Genomic DNA, 15244 nt, shown 5'->3' with positions numbered 1-15244 from the left:
TGCAAGGATGATGAAAATGAATTTACACAACTCCAATCTCGAAAAGAAATAAATTTTCATCACGGTTGTCACGCCCCGTCGCGCGCCTTTCGCTCATTCGACGCTCGCACAGCCCCGCCGCACGGCCCTTGGCGCGTGATCGCCGTGCGTGGCAACACACGCCGCGTTGCCACGCTCATCGGGAAAACCCCGAGCAAGTTCGTTCGAATGCATTTTCACGTTGACCGGATTCGAATTCGAACATAGGATGCTCGAAAATGATCAGTCGTCAGATAACATCGCAGCTCGATGACGACAAAATGTTCGTTCGAATACCGTATTTTCGATATAAGCCGGTGTGAGCCGCGTCCATCAAGATCGGACATCGTACGAATAAAACGAACAAGCCATCCCGCGCGGATGGCCCTTACGGATCGGCGGGCGCCGTGCGCCCGCCCCTCTGACAGGAGACAGCAGTGAAAACAGTCAAGGCGTTGCGCTGGTGGATCATCGTGCTCGTATGTCTCGGCACGATCCTCAACTACCTCGCACGGAACTCCCTCGCGGTGCTCGCCCCCGAGCTGAAGCAGGTCTTTTCGATCTCGACGCAGCAGTACTCGTACATCGTCGGCGCGTTCCAGATCGGCTACACGATCATGCAGCCCGTGTGCGGCTTCATCGTCGACCTGATCGGGCTGCGCCTCGGGTTCGCGCTGTTCGCGATGCTGTGGTCGGTGGTCGGCGTCGCGCACGGCTTCGCGTCGGGCTGGCTGTCGCTCGGCATCCTGCGCGGCTTTCTCGGGCTGTTCGAGGCCGCCGCGATTCCGTCCGGGATGAAGGCGGTCGCCGAATGGTTCCCCGATCGCGAGAAGTCGGTCGCGGTCGGCTATTTCAACGCGGGGACGTCGCTCGGCGCCGCGATCGCGCCGCCGCTCGTCGTGTTCCTGTCGATGCAGTTCGGCTGGCAGGCCGCGTTCATGGCCACCGGCGCGCTCGGCTTCGTGTGGGCCGCGCTCTGGTACGCGCAGTACCGGTCGCCCGCGGACCATCCGCGCATCACGCCGCAGGAACGCGCGCTGATCCGCGACGGCCAGGCGACGATGCCGCCCGTGTCGAAGCGCCGCATTCGCGACGTCGTCACCGCGCGGCGCTTCTGGGCCATCGCGCTGCCGCGCTTCTTCGCCGAGCCCGCGTGGCAGACCTTCAGCTTCTGGATTCCGCTGTATCTCGCGACCGAGCGCCACATGGAGCTCAAGCAGATCGCGATCTTCGCGTGGATGCCGTTTCTCGCGGCCGACCTCGGCGGCATCGCGGGCGGCTACCTGTCGCCGTATCTCATGAAGCGGTTCAAGCTGCCGCTCGTGTGGTCGCGCGTGGCCGGCGTCGCGCTCGGCGCGGTGCTGATGCTCGGGCCCGCGATGATCGGGCTCGTCGCGTCGCCGTACACGGCCATCGCGCTGTTCTGCGTCGGCGGCTTCGCGCACCAGATGATCTCCGCACTCGTCAACACACTGTCGGCCGACGTATTCGATCCCGAGGAAGTCGGCACCGCGAGCGGCTTCGCCGGGATGGCCGCGTGGATCGGCGGGCTCGGTTTCTCGTTGCTGGTCGGCGCGCTCGCCGACAAGATCGGCTATGCGCCGCTGTTCGCGTGCCTCGGCCTGTTCGACATCATCGGCGTCACGCTGCTCGCGATGCTGATCCGCGGGCAGTCGAAGCAGGAACGCCTGCTCGCCCGGCACGCCTGACCTTCGCTCTCACCAGGAATCGCATTCATGACTTCGCTTCTTCATCCGCCCGTGTTCCGCGTCGCCGGCCAGCACGCGAACCGTGTGCTGCTCGCGTCCGAGGTGGGCGCGACCGTCGAGATCTTCGTGCTCGAGGACGACATCGTGCGGGTGCGCGTGCTGCCCGACGCGACGGCCCGCAACCCGCGCACGTGGTCGATCGCGCCGGGCCTTGACGACGTGCCGCTCGACGGGCGCGACCGCCTCGATCTCGACGGCTTCACGCTGCCCGCCTACACGCTCGTCGAAGACGACGATGCCGTGTGCATCGAGACCGCGCAGATCCGCGTCGCGGTGCGCCGGCAAGGCGGCCATTGCACGTGGTCGATGCGCGGCGCGGACGGCACGTGGCGCGTCGCACTCGCCGACCGTGCGACGCAGGCGTACAACTTCGGCTGGTGGGACGATCGCGCGTATCACTACGTCGCCCGCGAGCGCGGCGACAAGGTGTTCGGCCTCGGCGAACGCGCGGGCGACCTCGACCGCACCGGCGCGCGCTTCGAGATGCGCAACATCGACGCGATGGGCTACAGCGCGAAGCATACCGACCCGCTGTACAAGCACATCCCGTTCTACATCACGTGGTCGCCCGCTGCCTGCCAGGGGTTCGGGCTGTTCTACGACACGCTGTCGGACTGCGCGTTCGACATGGGCCGCGAACTCGACAACTATCACGGCCCGTACCGCTATTTCGTCGCCGAGCATGGCGATCTCGACTACTACTTCATCGCCTCGCCCGGCACGCCGCTCGCGGCCGCGCGGCGCTTCACGTGGCTCACCGGGCGCCCCGCGCGCACGCCCAAATGGGGACTCGGCTATTCGGGCTCGACGATGAGCTACACCGACGCGCCGGACGCGCAGCAACAGATGAACCAGTTCGTCGAACAGTGCGGCACGCACGACATCCTGTGCGATTCGTTCCACCTGTCGTCTGGCTATACGTCGATCGGCGCGAAGCGCTACGTATTCAACTGGAACCGCGACAAGTTTCCCGACGCGAAGGGCTTCGTGAAGCATTACCGCGACCACGGCATCCGCCTGTGCGCGAACATCAAGCCGTGCCTGCTGCGCGACCATCCGGCATTCGAAGACGCGGCCAGGCGCGGGCTGCTGATCCGCTCGGCATCCGGCGAGCCCGCATGGGTGCAGTTCTGGGACGAGGTCGGCGCGTATCTCGACTTCACGCAGCCTGACGCGTATCGCTGGTGGCGCGAGCAGGTCACGTCGGCGCTGCTCGAATACGGAATCGAGTCGACCTGGAACGACAACAACGAGTACGAGATCTGGTCGCCCGATGCGATCGCGCACGGCTTCGGCCAGCCGTTCCCGGCGCGCGAAGCGAAGGTGCTGCAGACGATGCTGATGATGCGCGCGTCGCGCGAAGCGCAGCGCGCGCATGCGCCGGCGCAGCGGCCGTTCCTCGTGTCGCGCTCCGGCGGCGCCGGCATGCAGCGCTACGTGCAGACGTGGTCGGGCGACAACTACACGTCGTGGGAAACCCTGCGCTACAACCTGAAGATGGGCCTCGGGCTCGCGCTGTCGGGCGTGTCGAACATCGGTCACGACATTGGCGGCTTCTCCGGGCCCGCGCCGTCGCCCGAACTGCTGCTGCGCTGGGTGCAGTTCGGCATCTTCTTGCCGCGCTTCAGCATCCATTCGTGGAACGACGACGGCACCGTCAACGAACCGTGGATGTACCCGGAGATCACCGCGCGGATTGCGTCGCTGATCAAGCAGCGTTACCGGCTGCTGCCCTACCTCTATCACCTGCTGTGGCTGTCGACGGCGCGCTACGAGCCCGTGCTGCGGCCGACCTTCGCCGATTTCCCCGGCGATGCGCGCTGCTACGACGAATGTGACGACATGATGCTCGGCGACGCGCTGCTCGTCGCGCCGGTCGTCGATCCCGGCCTGACGGCGCGCACCGTGTACCTGCCGGCGGGCGCGCGCTGGATGTGCTGCGCGAGCGCGCAGGCATTCGACGGCGGCGCAAGCGTGACGCTGCCCGCGCCGCTCGACACGCCGGTGATGCTGCTGCGCGAGGGCCGCGTGCTGCCGCTGAACGTGGCGGAACAGCATTTCGGCGCGCGTGCCGACACGCGCGGCTTCCTCGTTGCGCCGCGCATCGAGGACGGCATCGCCTACGGCGAATGCGTCGAGGACGACGGCGAGACGGAAGCGTGGCGCGACGGCGAATACGGGCTGTGGCGCATCGAGACCGGCCGCGAAGCGTCGGGCGCGCTCGGCATATCCGTACGCTGGGACGGCCGCCCGGCCCGCCCGGCCGACCGCGTCGAGATCCTGCTGCCCGCCTCGCTGCAAGGCCCGCTCGCCGCGCGCGGCGCGCGCGTCGAGCAGGATGCGCAGGACGGCGCATGGCGCCGTCTCGTCGTCGCATTCGACAACTGAACCGCGTCACCGACGCAAGACGGGCCGTTCACGCGGCCCGCCGCCCGCCACAGAGGAGGCGACCGAGCCTCCCGTTCACCTTGAAAAGATGAAGAGACCTGGAGATCGTCAATGAAAGCACCCGTCAACCGCTATGCAATCCTGATTTTATCGGCCGCATCGCTCGGCACGACCGCCGCCCACGCACAGAGCAGCGTGACGCTGTACGGTGTCGTCGACGATTCGCTCGCGTACGTGAACAACCAGCAGGGCCATTCGAACGTCTACATGCGCGACGGCAACCTGTATGCGTCGAAGTTCGGGCTGCGCGGCGACGAGGATCTCGGCGGCGGCACGCATGCGATCTTCGACCTGCAGTCCGGCTTCAACCTGAACAACGGCGCGCAATCCGCCGCCGGCCTGATCTTCAATCGCCAGGCGTTCGTCGGCCTGCGCAACGATCACTACGGCACGATGACGGCCGGCCGCCAGTACACCCCGTACTTCCTGTTCGTCGGCCCGTACGCGTCGAGCAGCTGGCTGACCGGCGCGACGGGCGCGCATCCGGGCGACATCGACGGCCTCGACACGACGATCCGCGTGAACAACTCGGTCACCTATACGTCGCCGACCTTCGCCGGGCTGACCGCGAGCGCGATGTATGCATTCGGCGGCGTTGCCGGCGCGACCGGCAAGGGCAACACGTTCAGCGCCGCGCTGCGTTATGCGAACGGGCCAATCGGCGTCGCGGCCGGCTACCTGCGCATCAACAGCTCGGGCTCGTCGGCCGGTTTCCTGAATCCGGCGACCGCCGCGTCGGGCAGCTTCGCGGTGTCCGTGCTGAACCAGGGCTACCTGACCGCGAAGGCCGTCGAGCAGGTCGCGGCAGCCGGCAACTACACGCTCGGCGACCTGACGATGGGTCTCAACTACTCGAACGTGAAGTACCTGCCCGGCAACGGCTCCGCGTTCACGGACACGGCCGTGTTCAACACCTACGGCGCGCTCGCCGCGTACCGCTTCACGCCGACATTCTCGGTGGCCGGCGCATTCGCTTACACCCTTGCGTCGAAGGCAAACGGCGTCAACAGTGCGGCCCGCTACCAGCAGTATTCGCTGAAGGAGTCGTACAGCCTGTCGAAGCGCACGACGCTCTATGCGCTGCAGGCGTACACCCATTCGAGCGGGCAGACGCTCGGTGCGCAAGGCGCCGGCCACGTGATCGATGCGGCGCCGATCGTCGGCGATTCGCAGCAGCTCACGCCATCGACGACGCACGGCCAGTTCGTCGGCATGGCCGGGATCGCCGTCACGTTCTGAACCCTCGCGGCAGCGCCTTCGGCGCGCTGCCGCTGCCCCGGGCGACACGCATTTCCCAGATTCCACGCGTGCTGCCCGGGCGCCCGCTACACGGCCGCCGCGGCGTTTTCGACGGGCCGTCCTCCCGCCGCGCGAACCGCGCGGGTTTTCTCGATCCCCTTATTACCTTACAATTCGTCAGGTTTTCCCTTCTGCATGCCCCCTTCTTGCAGTCCTGACACCGCGGTACACTCGGCGCACGCCGTATCAGGGTCCGACGCGTGACGTACGCGCCGGGCGGCGTCGCGCCTCGTTGCGCCCACAACTGGATGCCAGCCATGCCAGATTCCCGTCCCTCGCCCCGCACGACATTCAAGCCCCAGGTCGTCCTGCCCGCGCTCGCGGTCATCGGCGCGCTGCTCGTCGTGTGCGCACTGCGCCCGAGCGAAGCCGGCGCGCTGTTCTCCGCCGGCCAGCAATGGGTCATCGCGCGCTTCGACTGGTTCTACGTGCTCGCCGTCACCGGCTTCCTCGTGTTTCTCGTGCTGATCGCAGCCAGCGACTTCGGCAACATCCGGCTCGGCCCCGACGATGCCGAACCCGAATTCAGCTTCGTGTCATGGACGGCGATGCTGTTCGCGGCCGGCATGGGCATCGGCCTCATGTACTTCGGCGTCGGCGAACCGATGCAGCATTTCCTGAAGCCGCCGACCGTCGACCCCGGCACGCCCGCCGCCGCGCGCGAGGCGATGCTGATGACCTTCTTCCATTGGGGCTTCCATGCGTGGGCGATCTACGGGCTGATGGGGCTCGTGCTCGCGTACTTCGGCTTCCGCTACAACCTGCCGCTGACGTTGCGCTCGGGGCTGTACCCGGTGCTGCGCGAGCGCATCAACGGCTGGATCGGCCACACGGTCGACGCGTTCGCGCTGGTCGGCACGGTCGCCGGCATCGCGACGACGCTCGGCTACGGCGTGATGCAGCTGAGCGCGGGCCTGCATACCGTCGCCGGCTGGGACACCGGCAGCAACGTGTTTCGCATCGGGCTCGTTGCGGTGGTCGTGATCCTCGCGGGCGTATCGGCCGCGACCGGCCTCGACAAGGGCGTGCGGCGGCTGTCGGAGCTGAACCTGCTGCTTGCGTTCCTGCTGCTCGCGTTCGTGGTCGTCGCGGGCCCGACCGCATTCCTGCTGCGCGCGCTCGGCGACAACATCGGCCAGTACCTGTCGAGCCTCGTCGACCTGTCGTTCCGCACCTATGCGTATGCGCCGCCGCGCGAGGAAGGCTGGTTCGGCGGCTGGACGATCCTCTACTGGGCGTGGTGGGTGTCGTGGTCGCCGTTCGTCGGCATGTTCATCGCGCGCATCTCGCGCGGCCGCACGATCCGCCAGTTCGTGATCGGCGTGCTGCTCGTACCGACCGCGTTCAACCTCGTATGGATGACGGTGTTCGGCAACAGCGCGATCTGGCTCGATACGCACGGCGCGGCCGGCGCGCTCGCGCAAACTGCGACCAACGTCGACGCGTTGCTGTTCCGCTTCTTCGATTTCCTGCCGATGCCGCAACTGCTGTCGATCGCCGCGATCGTGCTGATCGCGGTGTTCTTCATCACCTCGGCCGATTCGGGCGCGTTCGTGATCGACCAGATCGCCACGCGCGGCAACGCGCACTCACCGGTGTGGCAACGGCTGTTCTGGGCCGCGCTGCTCGGCGTGACGGCCGCGGTACTGCTCGTCGCAGGCGGGCTCGGCGCATTGCAGGCGATGACGCTGATCGCCGCGCTGCCGGTCGCGATCATCATGATCGCGCTCTGCTACGGGCTGTGGCGCGGGCTCGCGGCCGACCGCGTGCACTATTCGCAGGACATCGCACCCGCGACGAGTTTCTGGACCGGCCAGCACTGGCGCCACCGCCTGACCCACATCCTGCGGCAGACGACCGAAGCCGAAGCGCGCCAGTTCGTCGCCGAGACGGTCGAGCCCGCGTTGCGCAAAGTCGCCGACGAGCTGCGCGCGAGCGGTGTCGACGCGAACGTGCAGCGCGACAGCGACGATGCCGTGCGACTCACCGTGCCGACCGCCGACCACCGCGATTTCGTGTACGGCGTGCGCGTGACGGTGAAATCCGCGGCCGCGTTCCTGGTGCGCGAGGCGGCCGAGCCGGAAGCGGAACGGGCGCACGTGTACGGGATAGTCACGTTCTTCGAGGACGGGCGGCTCGGCTACGACGTCGAATACCTGCGCGGCGACGAAGTGATTGCCGACGTGTTGCGCCAGTACGAACGCTACGTGTCGCTCGCGGCCGACAAGCGCACGCATCTGCTGAGCCGCGCGCCGGGACATGCGACGGAGGCCGAATGAACTCCGCCCTTGCCGTGCCGTGGCCGTCCGCCACCCACGACGGAGCGGCACGATGACCGGACTCCTGCAAAGCCGCGCCTCCGACGTCATCGCGCTCGGCACGCTCGCCGTGCTCTACCTTGGCGGAGCAGGCATCGCGCTGTGGCGAATCCGGGCCGCGGCGCCGCGCGGCAAGGTCTACTGGATCGTCTGCGCGGCGCTGCTCGCCGGCGGCGCCGTCGCGATGGGCATCAACCTGTCGCCGATGCCCGACACCGGGGAGATGCCGCCCGGGTTTGCACTCGGCGTGGAATCGGTCCTGCTCGGTCTCGCCCTGGTCGCCGGCGGTTGCGCGTGGTTGATGCTGCGCGCGCCGCGACGCTGACGCGCGACTGTCACGCGGCCCGGCTTCGTCCCGCGCGAACGGCCACGCGCGAGGCGAACCGGCCGGCCCTTCCTTGACCGACCTCTTGACCGCAACGCGTTACGCGGACGGTGCGCGCGCCGTCACGAGCCAGCACGCCGCGTCGAAGCGCACATCGGCGCCATCCACGTAAGGCGAGAACGCCGCACGCATCGTGTCGACCACGCGCCGCCGGGTCGCCTCGTCCACCTCCAGCAACGCCAGCCCGACCGGGCCTAGCCGCGAGATGTAGTCGTCCAGCGCGGGCTCGGGCAGCACGCACGCCAGATCGACCGGCTCGATCACGATGTCCGCCCAGCCACTGTCCGACAGCACCGACGCGATCCGCTGCCGTTCGCCGAACGCGAATTGCCCCGGCGCGCCGGGCCGCCGGGCGGGCAGGTTCGGCAGCAACGGCGCGGCGGCCTGCTCGGCGATCGCCATGAATGGATTGTCGGCCGCGCTGCGCCATGCGATGAAGCGCATCTGCGCATTCGGCCGGGCCGCATGCCGCAGATTCGCAAAAGCACGCACCGGATCGTCGAAGAACATCACGCCGAGGCGCGACACGATCAGGTCGACGCTCGCGGGCTCGAACGCGTGGGTCTGCACATCGGCGCACACGAAGCGGGCCTGAACGCCGCTGCGTTCGGCGCGCGCCCGTGCGGCGTCGATCATTCGGGCCGAGATATCGATGCCCATGCATTGCGCGTCCGTCCCGAGCCGCCGCGCGATCGCGAGCGTGACCGCGCCCGTGCCGCAGCCGACGTCGAGCACACTGCGCGCGGATGACTTGGCCACCGCATCCGCAAGCAGCTTCTCCAGCGGTTCGAACATCCGGTCGATCGGCGCCTGCGTATCGACCCAGGCACGCCCCGACGGGCCGTTCCATAGCGCGGATTGTTCATCATTGGGCCGGCTGGTTTCCATCGTCGATTCCCCTTCTGGTTCGTTGATCGTGCCTCGCACTCTGCTGCTTCAAGCCGGCTTGAGGTCAAGCCCCCGGCCTCGACCTGCCGCCGCAAGGCCGGCGCCCGGCCCGTGCGGGACCCGTGGTCCTGCTTTTCACATTTCTTACATTCGCGCTGCGTATCGTTGACGACTTTCCTACGGTGCCTCCCATGCGACGATTCCTCACGCGCGCGCTGCTCGTGCGCTGCGCCTCCCTTGCTGCGCTCGCCGCGCTGTCCGCGTGCTCGAACCACATCGATTCGCCGGCCGATCCGGCAAGTGCGTCGGTCAACGTCCAGGCCGCATGGGTCGAGATCGGCGATGCGAACCAGGCGATCGCGCGCGTCATCACGAACTACGCGCCCGCGTCGGCCGGCGATCCGCTGTGCCCACAACTGACCGTCGACGGCAAGCTGTCGCGCATGTCCCTGCGCGCAGGCGCCGCGACCCTCGCCCAGCGGCCCACCGCCAGCGATCCGTCCGATTCGAAGCCGTCGAGCTTCCCGGTGTCCGTCTGCGAGACGACGCTGCCGGCCGGCGCGCAGGCGGCGAGCGTCGCCGGCCGCGCGCTGCCGCTGCCGAAGGCGCAGCCGCAACGCATCGCGATCATCGCCGACACCGGCTGCCGCATGAAGAAAGCCGACAACGCGTGGCAGGCGTGCAACGACGCATCGGTCTGGCCGTTCGACACGATCGCGGCCAGCGTCGCGAAGCTGTCGCCCGACCTCGTGATGCACATCGGCGACTACCACTATCGCGAGAACGCGTGCCCGCCGGACATCGCCGGCTGCAAGGACAGCCCGTGGGGCTACGGCTGGGATACGTGGCAGGCCGACCTGTTCCGTCCGGCGGCCCCGCTGCTCGCGAAGGCGCCGTGGGTCGTCGTGCGCGGCAACCACGAAGAATGCGCGCGTGCAGGCCAGGGCTGGTTCCGCTTCCTCGATCCGCGCCCGTATTCGGCCGCCCGCTCGTGCGACGATCCGGCCAACGACAACAACGCGAACTATTCGGAACCCTATGCCGTGTCGCTCGGCGGCGGCTCGCAGGTGATCGTGTTCGACACCGCGAAGGTCGGCCGCACGCCGCTCAAGACGACCGACGCGCAATTCGGCATCTACCAGAAGCAGTTCCAGACGGTCGCCGCGCTCGCGTCGAAGGCCGGCATGACGACGACGATCTTCACGAACCACCATCCGATCCTCGCGTTCGCACCGATCGCCGGCAGCACACCTGCGCCGGGCAACCTCGCGCTGCAGTCGGTGATGTCGAGCCTCAACGCGCAGGCGTACTACCCGCCCGGCGTGCACGTCGCGCTGCACGGGCACGTGCACGACTTCCAGGCGATCAACTTCTCGTCCGGGCATCCGGCGACGATCGTGTCCGGCAACGGCGGCGACAATCTCGACGTCGCGCTGCCCGACCCGTTCCCGGCCGGCCTGACCCCTGCACCGGGCGCCGTGATCGAGCGGCTGTCGCACAACAACAGCTTCGGTTTCCTGATCATGGAACGCCGCGCCGCCCCGGCGACCGGCTGGGTGTTCCACGCATATTCGGCGGCCGGCAAGCTGCTTGCGTCGTGCAACCAGTCGGGCACGACGCTCGCTTGCGACAAGACAGGATTCATTGCGCCGTGAGTGAAGGCGTTCGATGTGACGGCCGCGCTGCAGGCGGCCTGCAAACGCCGCGCGCGCTGGCCACGGCGGCCGTGCTTGCCGGCCTGGCGCTCGCCGCTCACGCCGCGCCGGCCGAAACGGTCCTGCTTCCCGGTGCGCCGCCTTCGCGCGTCGTCGACACGATCGGCAACGGCACGCCGCAGGTGACCGGCAAGATCGATGCGGCGACCGCGCGCTTCGCGCCCGACCCGACGCTCGTCGCGCTCGGCCGCCGAATCTTCTTCGATCCGCGGCTGTCCGAGCCGCGCGGCATGTCGTGCGCAGGCTGCCACGATCCGGGCCGCGCGTTCGCGCCGACGCTGTCGGCCGCCTCGCTTGCAGGGCCCGGCGTGCCGGAAGGCAGCCGGCCCGGGCGCTTCAGCCAGCGCAACGCACCGTCGCTGCTGTATGTGCGTTACGTGCCGCGCCGCCACTTCTACCAGGATGACGACGCACCTGCGCCGTCGCCGTTCGGCGGCCTGTTCAGCGACGGCCGCGCGGATACGCTCGCCGAGCAGATCCGCGGGCCGCTGTTCGATCCGAACGAGATGAACAACCGGTCGCCGGCCGCGCTGCTGCGCAAGGTCGATGCGACCGAACTCGCGCCCGATCTCGCCGCGCGCTTCGGCGCGCCGGTGCGGCGCGATCCCGAGCAGCTGGTGCGCGCGATGGGCGTGGCCGTCGAAGCCTATCTGCAAAGCGACGAGATGGCGCCGTTCACGTCGCGTTTCGATGTATTCCTGCGTACGCGCAAGCCGCTGGCGCCGGCCGAGATGCGCGGCCTCGCGCTGTTCCGGAATCCCGACAAGGGCAACTGCATGAGCTGCCATACGCTGTCGGAAACATCGAGCCGCCCGGAGCGTTCGCTCTTCACCGATTTCGGCTACGACGCGATCGCGGTGCCGCGCAACCGCGCGCTGCCGGCGAACCGCGATCCGCGCCATTTCGACAACGGGCTGTGCGACACCGCGCGGCGGCTGCGCTGGCCCGAGCCGACGCAGTGGTGCGGCTACCTGCGCACACCGGGGCTGCGCAACGTCGCGGTCAAGCAGACCTTCATGCACAACGGCGTGTTCACGACGCTGCGCGACGCGGTCGCGTTCTACAACACGCGCTCGACCGACCCGGGCTTCTGGTATCACGGGGCCAGAACGTTCGACGACGTGCCGGCCGCCTATCGCGGCAACATCAACGTCAATTCGACGCCGATGAACCGCCGGCCCGGCACGCCGCCCGCGCTGAGCGACGCGGAAATCGACGACATCGTCGCGTTCCTCGGCACGCTGACCGACGCGCGCTATACGAAGGTCGCTGCCCCGGTGGCGCCCGCTGCCGGGGCTGGCCGGATCACGCGAACCGCCGTGCGGGCTCGCTGACCTGGCCGAACGGCCAGCCTGGACGGACCCGCTTGCGGTCACCGCAAACACTGGTTATATTTACAGTACTGTATTTATGAACAGTGAGGTGCGCGATGGAACATCTGGTTCGTATCGTCAACGAAGCCGATCGCCAAGTGCTGGCGTGGCTCCGCGCTCAGGTCGGTGATGCCCGCGTCGAGCGCGCGGCTCGCCAGCTCGGGCATACGCGCAAGCCCTTCCCGTCCGCCGTATGCCGGTATCTGGGCATGAGCGCACCGGCCACGCTGCGCCAGGCCGAACGGCCGCGCGCCGCACGCGATTTCTCGGTCGGTGATCGTTACCTGTCGCTGATCCGCCAGCACCTCGCTACGCACTCGGCCAGCCGATGAAATGGCGGCGGCTTGCCGTGTCGATGGCCCGGAAAGCTGCGGGGCTCGCGAATTCGCCAGCCCGGCCGGCCGCCACCGCGCTTACGTGGCCGCGGTGGCTTCCCGTACGAGGCGCCCGAGCGTTTGGAATGCCGCTTCGTGCGCCGCATCGAACACGCGCGTGCAAGCGAGCCGGATATAGCCGTCGAAGCGGTCGGAATTCGAGAAGATCGAACCGGGCGCGATCCTGACTCCATGCGCCAGCGCGGCGTCGAACAGCGCCTCGGAGCGCACGCCGTCCGGCAGCGCGATCCACAGCAGCATCCCGCCCGGCGGCTGGTTCATCCGGGTTCCGGCCGGGAAATGCCGCGCAATCGCATCGATCGTCATGTCGCGCTGCACGCGCAACTGTTCCCGGAACCGGTGCAGATGGCGATCGAACGCGCCCGAGCCGACGAATTCGGCGGCAACGGCCTGCAGCAACGCGGCGTTGTGCCGGCTGTGCGCGAACTTCAGCATCTTCACGCGCGCGTGCCAGCGCCCCGCACTTATCCAGCCCAGCCGCATTCCCGGGGCCAGCACCTTGTTGAACGACGGGCAGTAAATCACCGTGCCGTCGCGGTCCCATGCCTTCACCGGCTTGACCGGCTGCGGCGCCTCGACGAGCTCGCGATAAGGCTCGTCCTCGATCACGGCCACGCCATGGCGTGAACAGAGCGAGACGAGCGCGGCCTTGCGCTCGTCGGGCATCACGCAGCCGAGCGGGTTCTGCAGGTTCGGCACGACGACCACCGCCCGGATGTCCGGGTACGCGGTCAGCGCCACTTCGAGCGCCTCGATCGACAGGCCGGCTGTCGGGCTGGCCGGGATTTCGAGCGCACGCAGGCCGAGGCTTTCGAGCAACTGGATCAAGCCGAAGAAGGCCGGCGATTCGATCGCGATCGTGTCGCCCGGGCGCGCCACCGCGCGCAACGCAAGATTCATGGCATCGACGCCGCCGCTCGTCGACATAACGTCGTCCGGCGTCACCGTCACGCCGTACGACAGCGCGCGCTTCGCCATCGTCTGCCGGAATTCGGGCGAACCGCCGACGGGCCCGGCATCGGTCAGCAAGGTGGGCTTGCGCCGCAACAACCGGATGGCGAGCGCCTGCAGGCGCTCGGCCGGATACAGCGTGGCCAGCGCGGACGCGCCGCCGAGGTTCAGCGCATCGGGTACCGCGTTCGCGCGGTCGATCACGCGCGACACGCGTTCGTGCAGGCCCGCAAACGGCGGCTCGACGCTCAGCGGCGGCCCGTCGCTTTCCGGCAGCGTTTCGAGCGCGGCCGACGCGCGGCGCCGCACGAAGTACCCGGAGCGCGGCTTCGCTTCGCACCAGCCGGTATCCTCGAGCCGCCGGAACGCCTGGATCGCGGTCGACAGGCTCACGCCGTGCTGTGCCATGAACGCACGCACCGACGGCATCCGGTCGCCGGGAGACAGCGTGCCGGCCGCGATGATGCGGCGGTAATGCTCGGCGAGCCGTTCGTAAAGCGGCTCGCCGTCCATGGGCAAAGGCAGGCGGGATGAATCGGCGAAATGCGTCATGCAGGTGATCGTGCCCGCGCGGCCAATCGCACGCCAGATACAGATTCCGGGGAAACCCACCGATACAGCGACACAAAATCGTCGCCTGCACCGCAACAGATTCCCGGCCCCTGAATCTGTCGTGCCAGGGCCCGTTTCCCTAACCTGATTGCACGCAGTCGCCTCGCCGTCGCGAGGCCGCGCAACCGGGAAAGGGAATCGCCATGCAGACGCATCACATCCGCCTCGACGCCGGGCAAAGCCACTTTGCGTGGTTCGACAAGGGCAGCCAGGTCATCGTGCTGGACGGCGCGCTGGCGGTCACGCTGCGCCACGGCGGGCTCGACTGGCTGCCCGACGCGCCGCAGCACATTCGCCGCCTGCTCGACGAAGGCGAATGCCTGACGCTCGAGACGGCCGGCCACGTGGCGCTGTCGGCCGGCGGCACGGGCGCGGTCAGTACGGCGGTCGTGGAACCAGGCGAACAGCCCGGCGTGCTCGCGGCATGGTGGCGCGCGATCCTGCGCCGGCTGTCCGGACGGATACGCGGCGGCCATCAAGTACACGAGCATTCCTGAAAGGGCGATATGTCACGTCACCGAGGGGCGTCAGGCGGCCACCGCATCATTCGGCAGAGATCTGGCGCGATCCGGTTCGACCGCGCTTAGACGATTCAACCGACGTTGAGCGGTTCAACCGTCTCGCCCCCCTGCCACGCGACGATCACGACATCACCGCCCGCTCCGGCGACGCTCGACCCACTCGAACACCGCCATCCCTGCCAGCATCGCGACGACGAACACGATCCCCTTCGCCGATCCGAAACCGATCGACACGATCGCAGGCCCCGGGCAGAACCCGGCGATCCCCCAGCCGATGCCGAACAGGGCACTTCCGGCAACCAGGCGCACCGTGATCGCCCGCACGGCCGGCAACTGCATGGGCAAGCCGAGCCATGTCCGCGTCCGGCGCTTCGCCCATGCGAATGCGAACACGGCCACGCCGATCGCGCCGACCATCACGAACGCGAGCGACGGATCCCAGCGGCCCGCCAGGTCGAGAAAGCCGAGCACCTTCTGCGGATTGGCCATGCCCGACACGATGAGGCCGATGCCGAACAGCAGTCCAGCCAGAAACGCGAATCCTGCCTGCAT

General features: G+C 68.2%; 12 protein-coding genes. 9 read left to right on the top strand and 3 right to left on the bottom strand.

Going from position 1 to position 15244, the window contains the following annotated elements; genetic code table 11:
* Positions 1-455: 455 nt before the first annotated feature.
* The 5 genes from FFS49_RS05360 (at position 456) to FFS49_RS05340 (ending at position 8177) form a co-directional block, all read left to right on the top strand.
* Positions 456-1727 carry an MFS transporter gene (locus FFS49_RS05360; RefSeq protein WP_039357024.1) on the top strand — a complete coding sequence of 424 codons (1272 nt, stop codon included), beginning with the start codon at positions 456-458 and terminating at the stop codon, positions 1725-1727.
* Positions 1728-1754: 27 nt separating this feature from the next.
* On the top strand, positions 1755-4175 hold the full coding sequence (locus tag FFS49_RS05355) for a glycoside hydrolase family 31 protein (protein ID WP_105815380.1): 2421 nt from the start codon (positions 1755-1757) through the stop codon (positions 4173-4175).
* Between the two features lie 111 nt (positions 4176-4286).
* A complete protein-coding gene (locus FFS49_RS05350; protein ID WP_039357028.1) occupies positions 4287-5474 on the top strand; it encodes a porin in 1188 nt (395 codons plus the stop codon).
* 317 nt (positions 5475-5791) lie between these two features.
* Positions 5792-7813: a BCCT family transporter gene (locus FFS49_RS05345; protein WP_105815381.1), complete on the top strand. Its 2022-nt coding sequence runs from the start codon at positions 5792-5794 to the stop codon at positions 7811-7813.
* A gap of 52 nt (positions 7814-7865) precedes the next feature.
* On the top strand, positions 7866-8177 hold the full coding sequence (locus FFS49_RS05340) for a hypothetical protein (protein WP_105815382.1): 312 nt from the start codon (positions 7866-7868) through the stop codon (positions 8175-8177).
* A 99-nt stretch (positions 8178-8276) separates the two neighbouring features.
* On the opposite strand, the gene FFS49_RS05335 is transcribed toward FFS49_RS05340, so the two are convergent.
* Entirely contained in the window at positions 8277-9125 is an 849-nt protein-coding gene (locus FFS49_RS05335; RefSeq protein ID WP_105815383.1) for a class I SAM-dependent methyltransferase, read from the bottom strand.
* A 191-nt stretch (positions 9126-9316) separates the two neighbouring features.
* Here FFS49_RS05335 and FFS49_RS05330 point away from each other — a divergent pair, with 191 nt between their 5' ends.
* The 3 genes from FFS49_RS05330 to FFS49_RS05320 all read left to right on the top strand — a co-directional run bounded on the left by FFS49_RS05330 (position 9317) and on the right by FFS49_RS05320 (position 12545).
* Positions 9317-10780, top strand: a complete 1464-nt coding sequence (locus FFS49_RS05330) for a metallophosphoesterase (protein WP_105815384.1) — start codon at positions 9317-9319, stop codon at positions 10778-10780.
* Positions 10777-12174 carry a cytochrome c peroxidase gene (locus tag FFS49_RS05325; protein WP_105815385.1) on the top strand — a complete coding sequence of 466 codons (1398 nt, stop codon included), beginning with the start codon at positions 10777-10779 and terminating at the stop codon, positions 12172-12174. The genes FFS49_RS05330 and FFS49_RS05325 overlap by 4 nt, the downstream gene beginning before the upstream one ends.
* Before the next feature lie 95 nt (positions 12175-12269).
* Positions 12270-12545 carry a hypothetical protein gene (locus tag FFS49_RS05320; protein ID WP_011355479.1) on the top strand — a complete coding sequence of 92 codons (276 nt, stop codon included), beginning with the start codon at positions 12270-12272 and terminating at the stop codon, positions 12543-12545.
* A gap of 81 nt (positions 12546-12626) precedes the next feature.
* Here the strand turns inward: FFS49_RS05320 and FFS49_RS05315 are convergent, their stop codons facing one another.
* Entirely contained in the window at positions 12627-14111 is a 1485-nt protein-coding gene (locus FFS49_RS05315) for a PLP-dependent aminotransferase family protein (RefSeq protein ID WP_105815386.1), read from the bottom strand.
* 203 nt (positions 14112-14314) lie between these two features.
* Here FFS49_RS05315 and FFS49_RS05310 point away from each other — a divergent pair, with 203 nt between their 5' ends.
* Entirely contained in the window at positions 14315-14668 is a 354-nt protein-coding gene (locus tag FFS49_RS05310) for a hypothetical protein (RefSeq protein ID WP_105815387.1), read from the top strand.
* Between the two features lie 153 nt (positions 14669-14821).
* Here FFS49_RS05310 and FFS49_RS05305 read toward each other — a convergent pair whose 3' ends face one another.
* Positions 14822-15244, bottom strand: coding sequence for a DUF6691 family protein (locus FFS49_RS05305; protein WP_105815388.1), 423 nt, complete (start codon positions 15242-15244; stop codon positions 14822-14824).

Origin of the sequence: Burkholderia sp. 4NA327C6 (assembly GCF_005502655.1) — a bacterium.
Classification (GTDB): domain Bacteria; phylum Pseudomonadota; class Gammaproteobacteria; order Burkholderiales; family Burkholderiaceae; genus Burkholderia; species Burkholderia contaminans.
Note: the sequence above shows the minus strand (reverse complement) of the source record. Positions and strands in the feature narration are given on the sequence as shown.

Coding starts and splice junctions, on each gene's coding strand:
- FFS49_RS05320 (WP_011355479.1), top strand. CDS start 12,270: ATGGAACATCTGGTTCGTATCGTCAACGAAGCCGATCGCCAAGTGCTG.
- FFS49_RS05355 (WP_105815380.1), top strand. CDS start 1,755: ATGACTTCGCTTCTTCATCCGCCCGTGTTCCGCGTCGCCGGCCAGCAC.
- FFS49_RS05330 (WP_105815384.1), top strand. CDS start 9,317: ATGCGACGATTCCTCACGCGCGCGCTGCTCGTGCGCTGCGCCTCCCTT.
- FFS49_RS05305 (WP_105815388.1), bottom strand. CDS start 15,244: ATGCAGGCAGGATTCGCGTTTCTGGCTGGACTGCTGTTCGGCATCGGC.
- FFS49_RS05345 (WP_105815381.1), top strand. CDS start 5,792: ATGCCAGATTCCCGTCCCTCGCCCCGCACGACATTCAAGCCCCAGGTC.
- FFS49_RS05335 (WP_105815383.1), bottom strand. CDS start 9,125: ATGGAAACCAGCCGGCCCAATGATGAACAATCCGCGCTATGGAACGGC.
- FFS49_RS05350 (WP_039357028.1), top strand. CDS start 4,287: ATGAAAGCACCCGTCAACCGCTATGCAATCCTGATTTTATCGGCCGCA.
- FFS49_RS05340 (WP_105815382.1), top strand. CDS start 7,866: ATGACCGGACTCCTGCAAAGCCGCGCCTCCGACGTCATCGCGCTCGGC.
- FFS49_RS05315 (WP_105815386.1), bottom strand. CDS start 14,111: ATGACGCATTTCGCCGATTCATCCCGCCTGCCTTTGCCCATGGACGGC.
- FFS49_RS05310 (WP_105815387.1), top strand. CDS start 14,315: ATGCAGACGCATCACATCCGCCTCGACGCCGGGCAAAGCCACTTTGCG.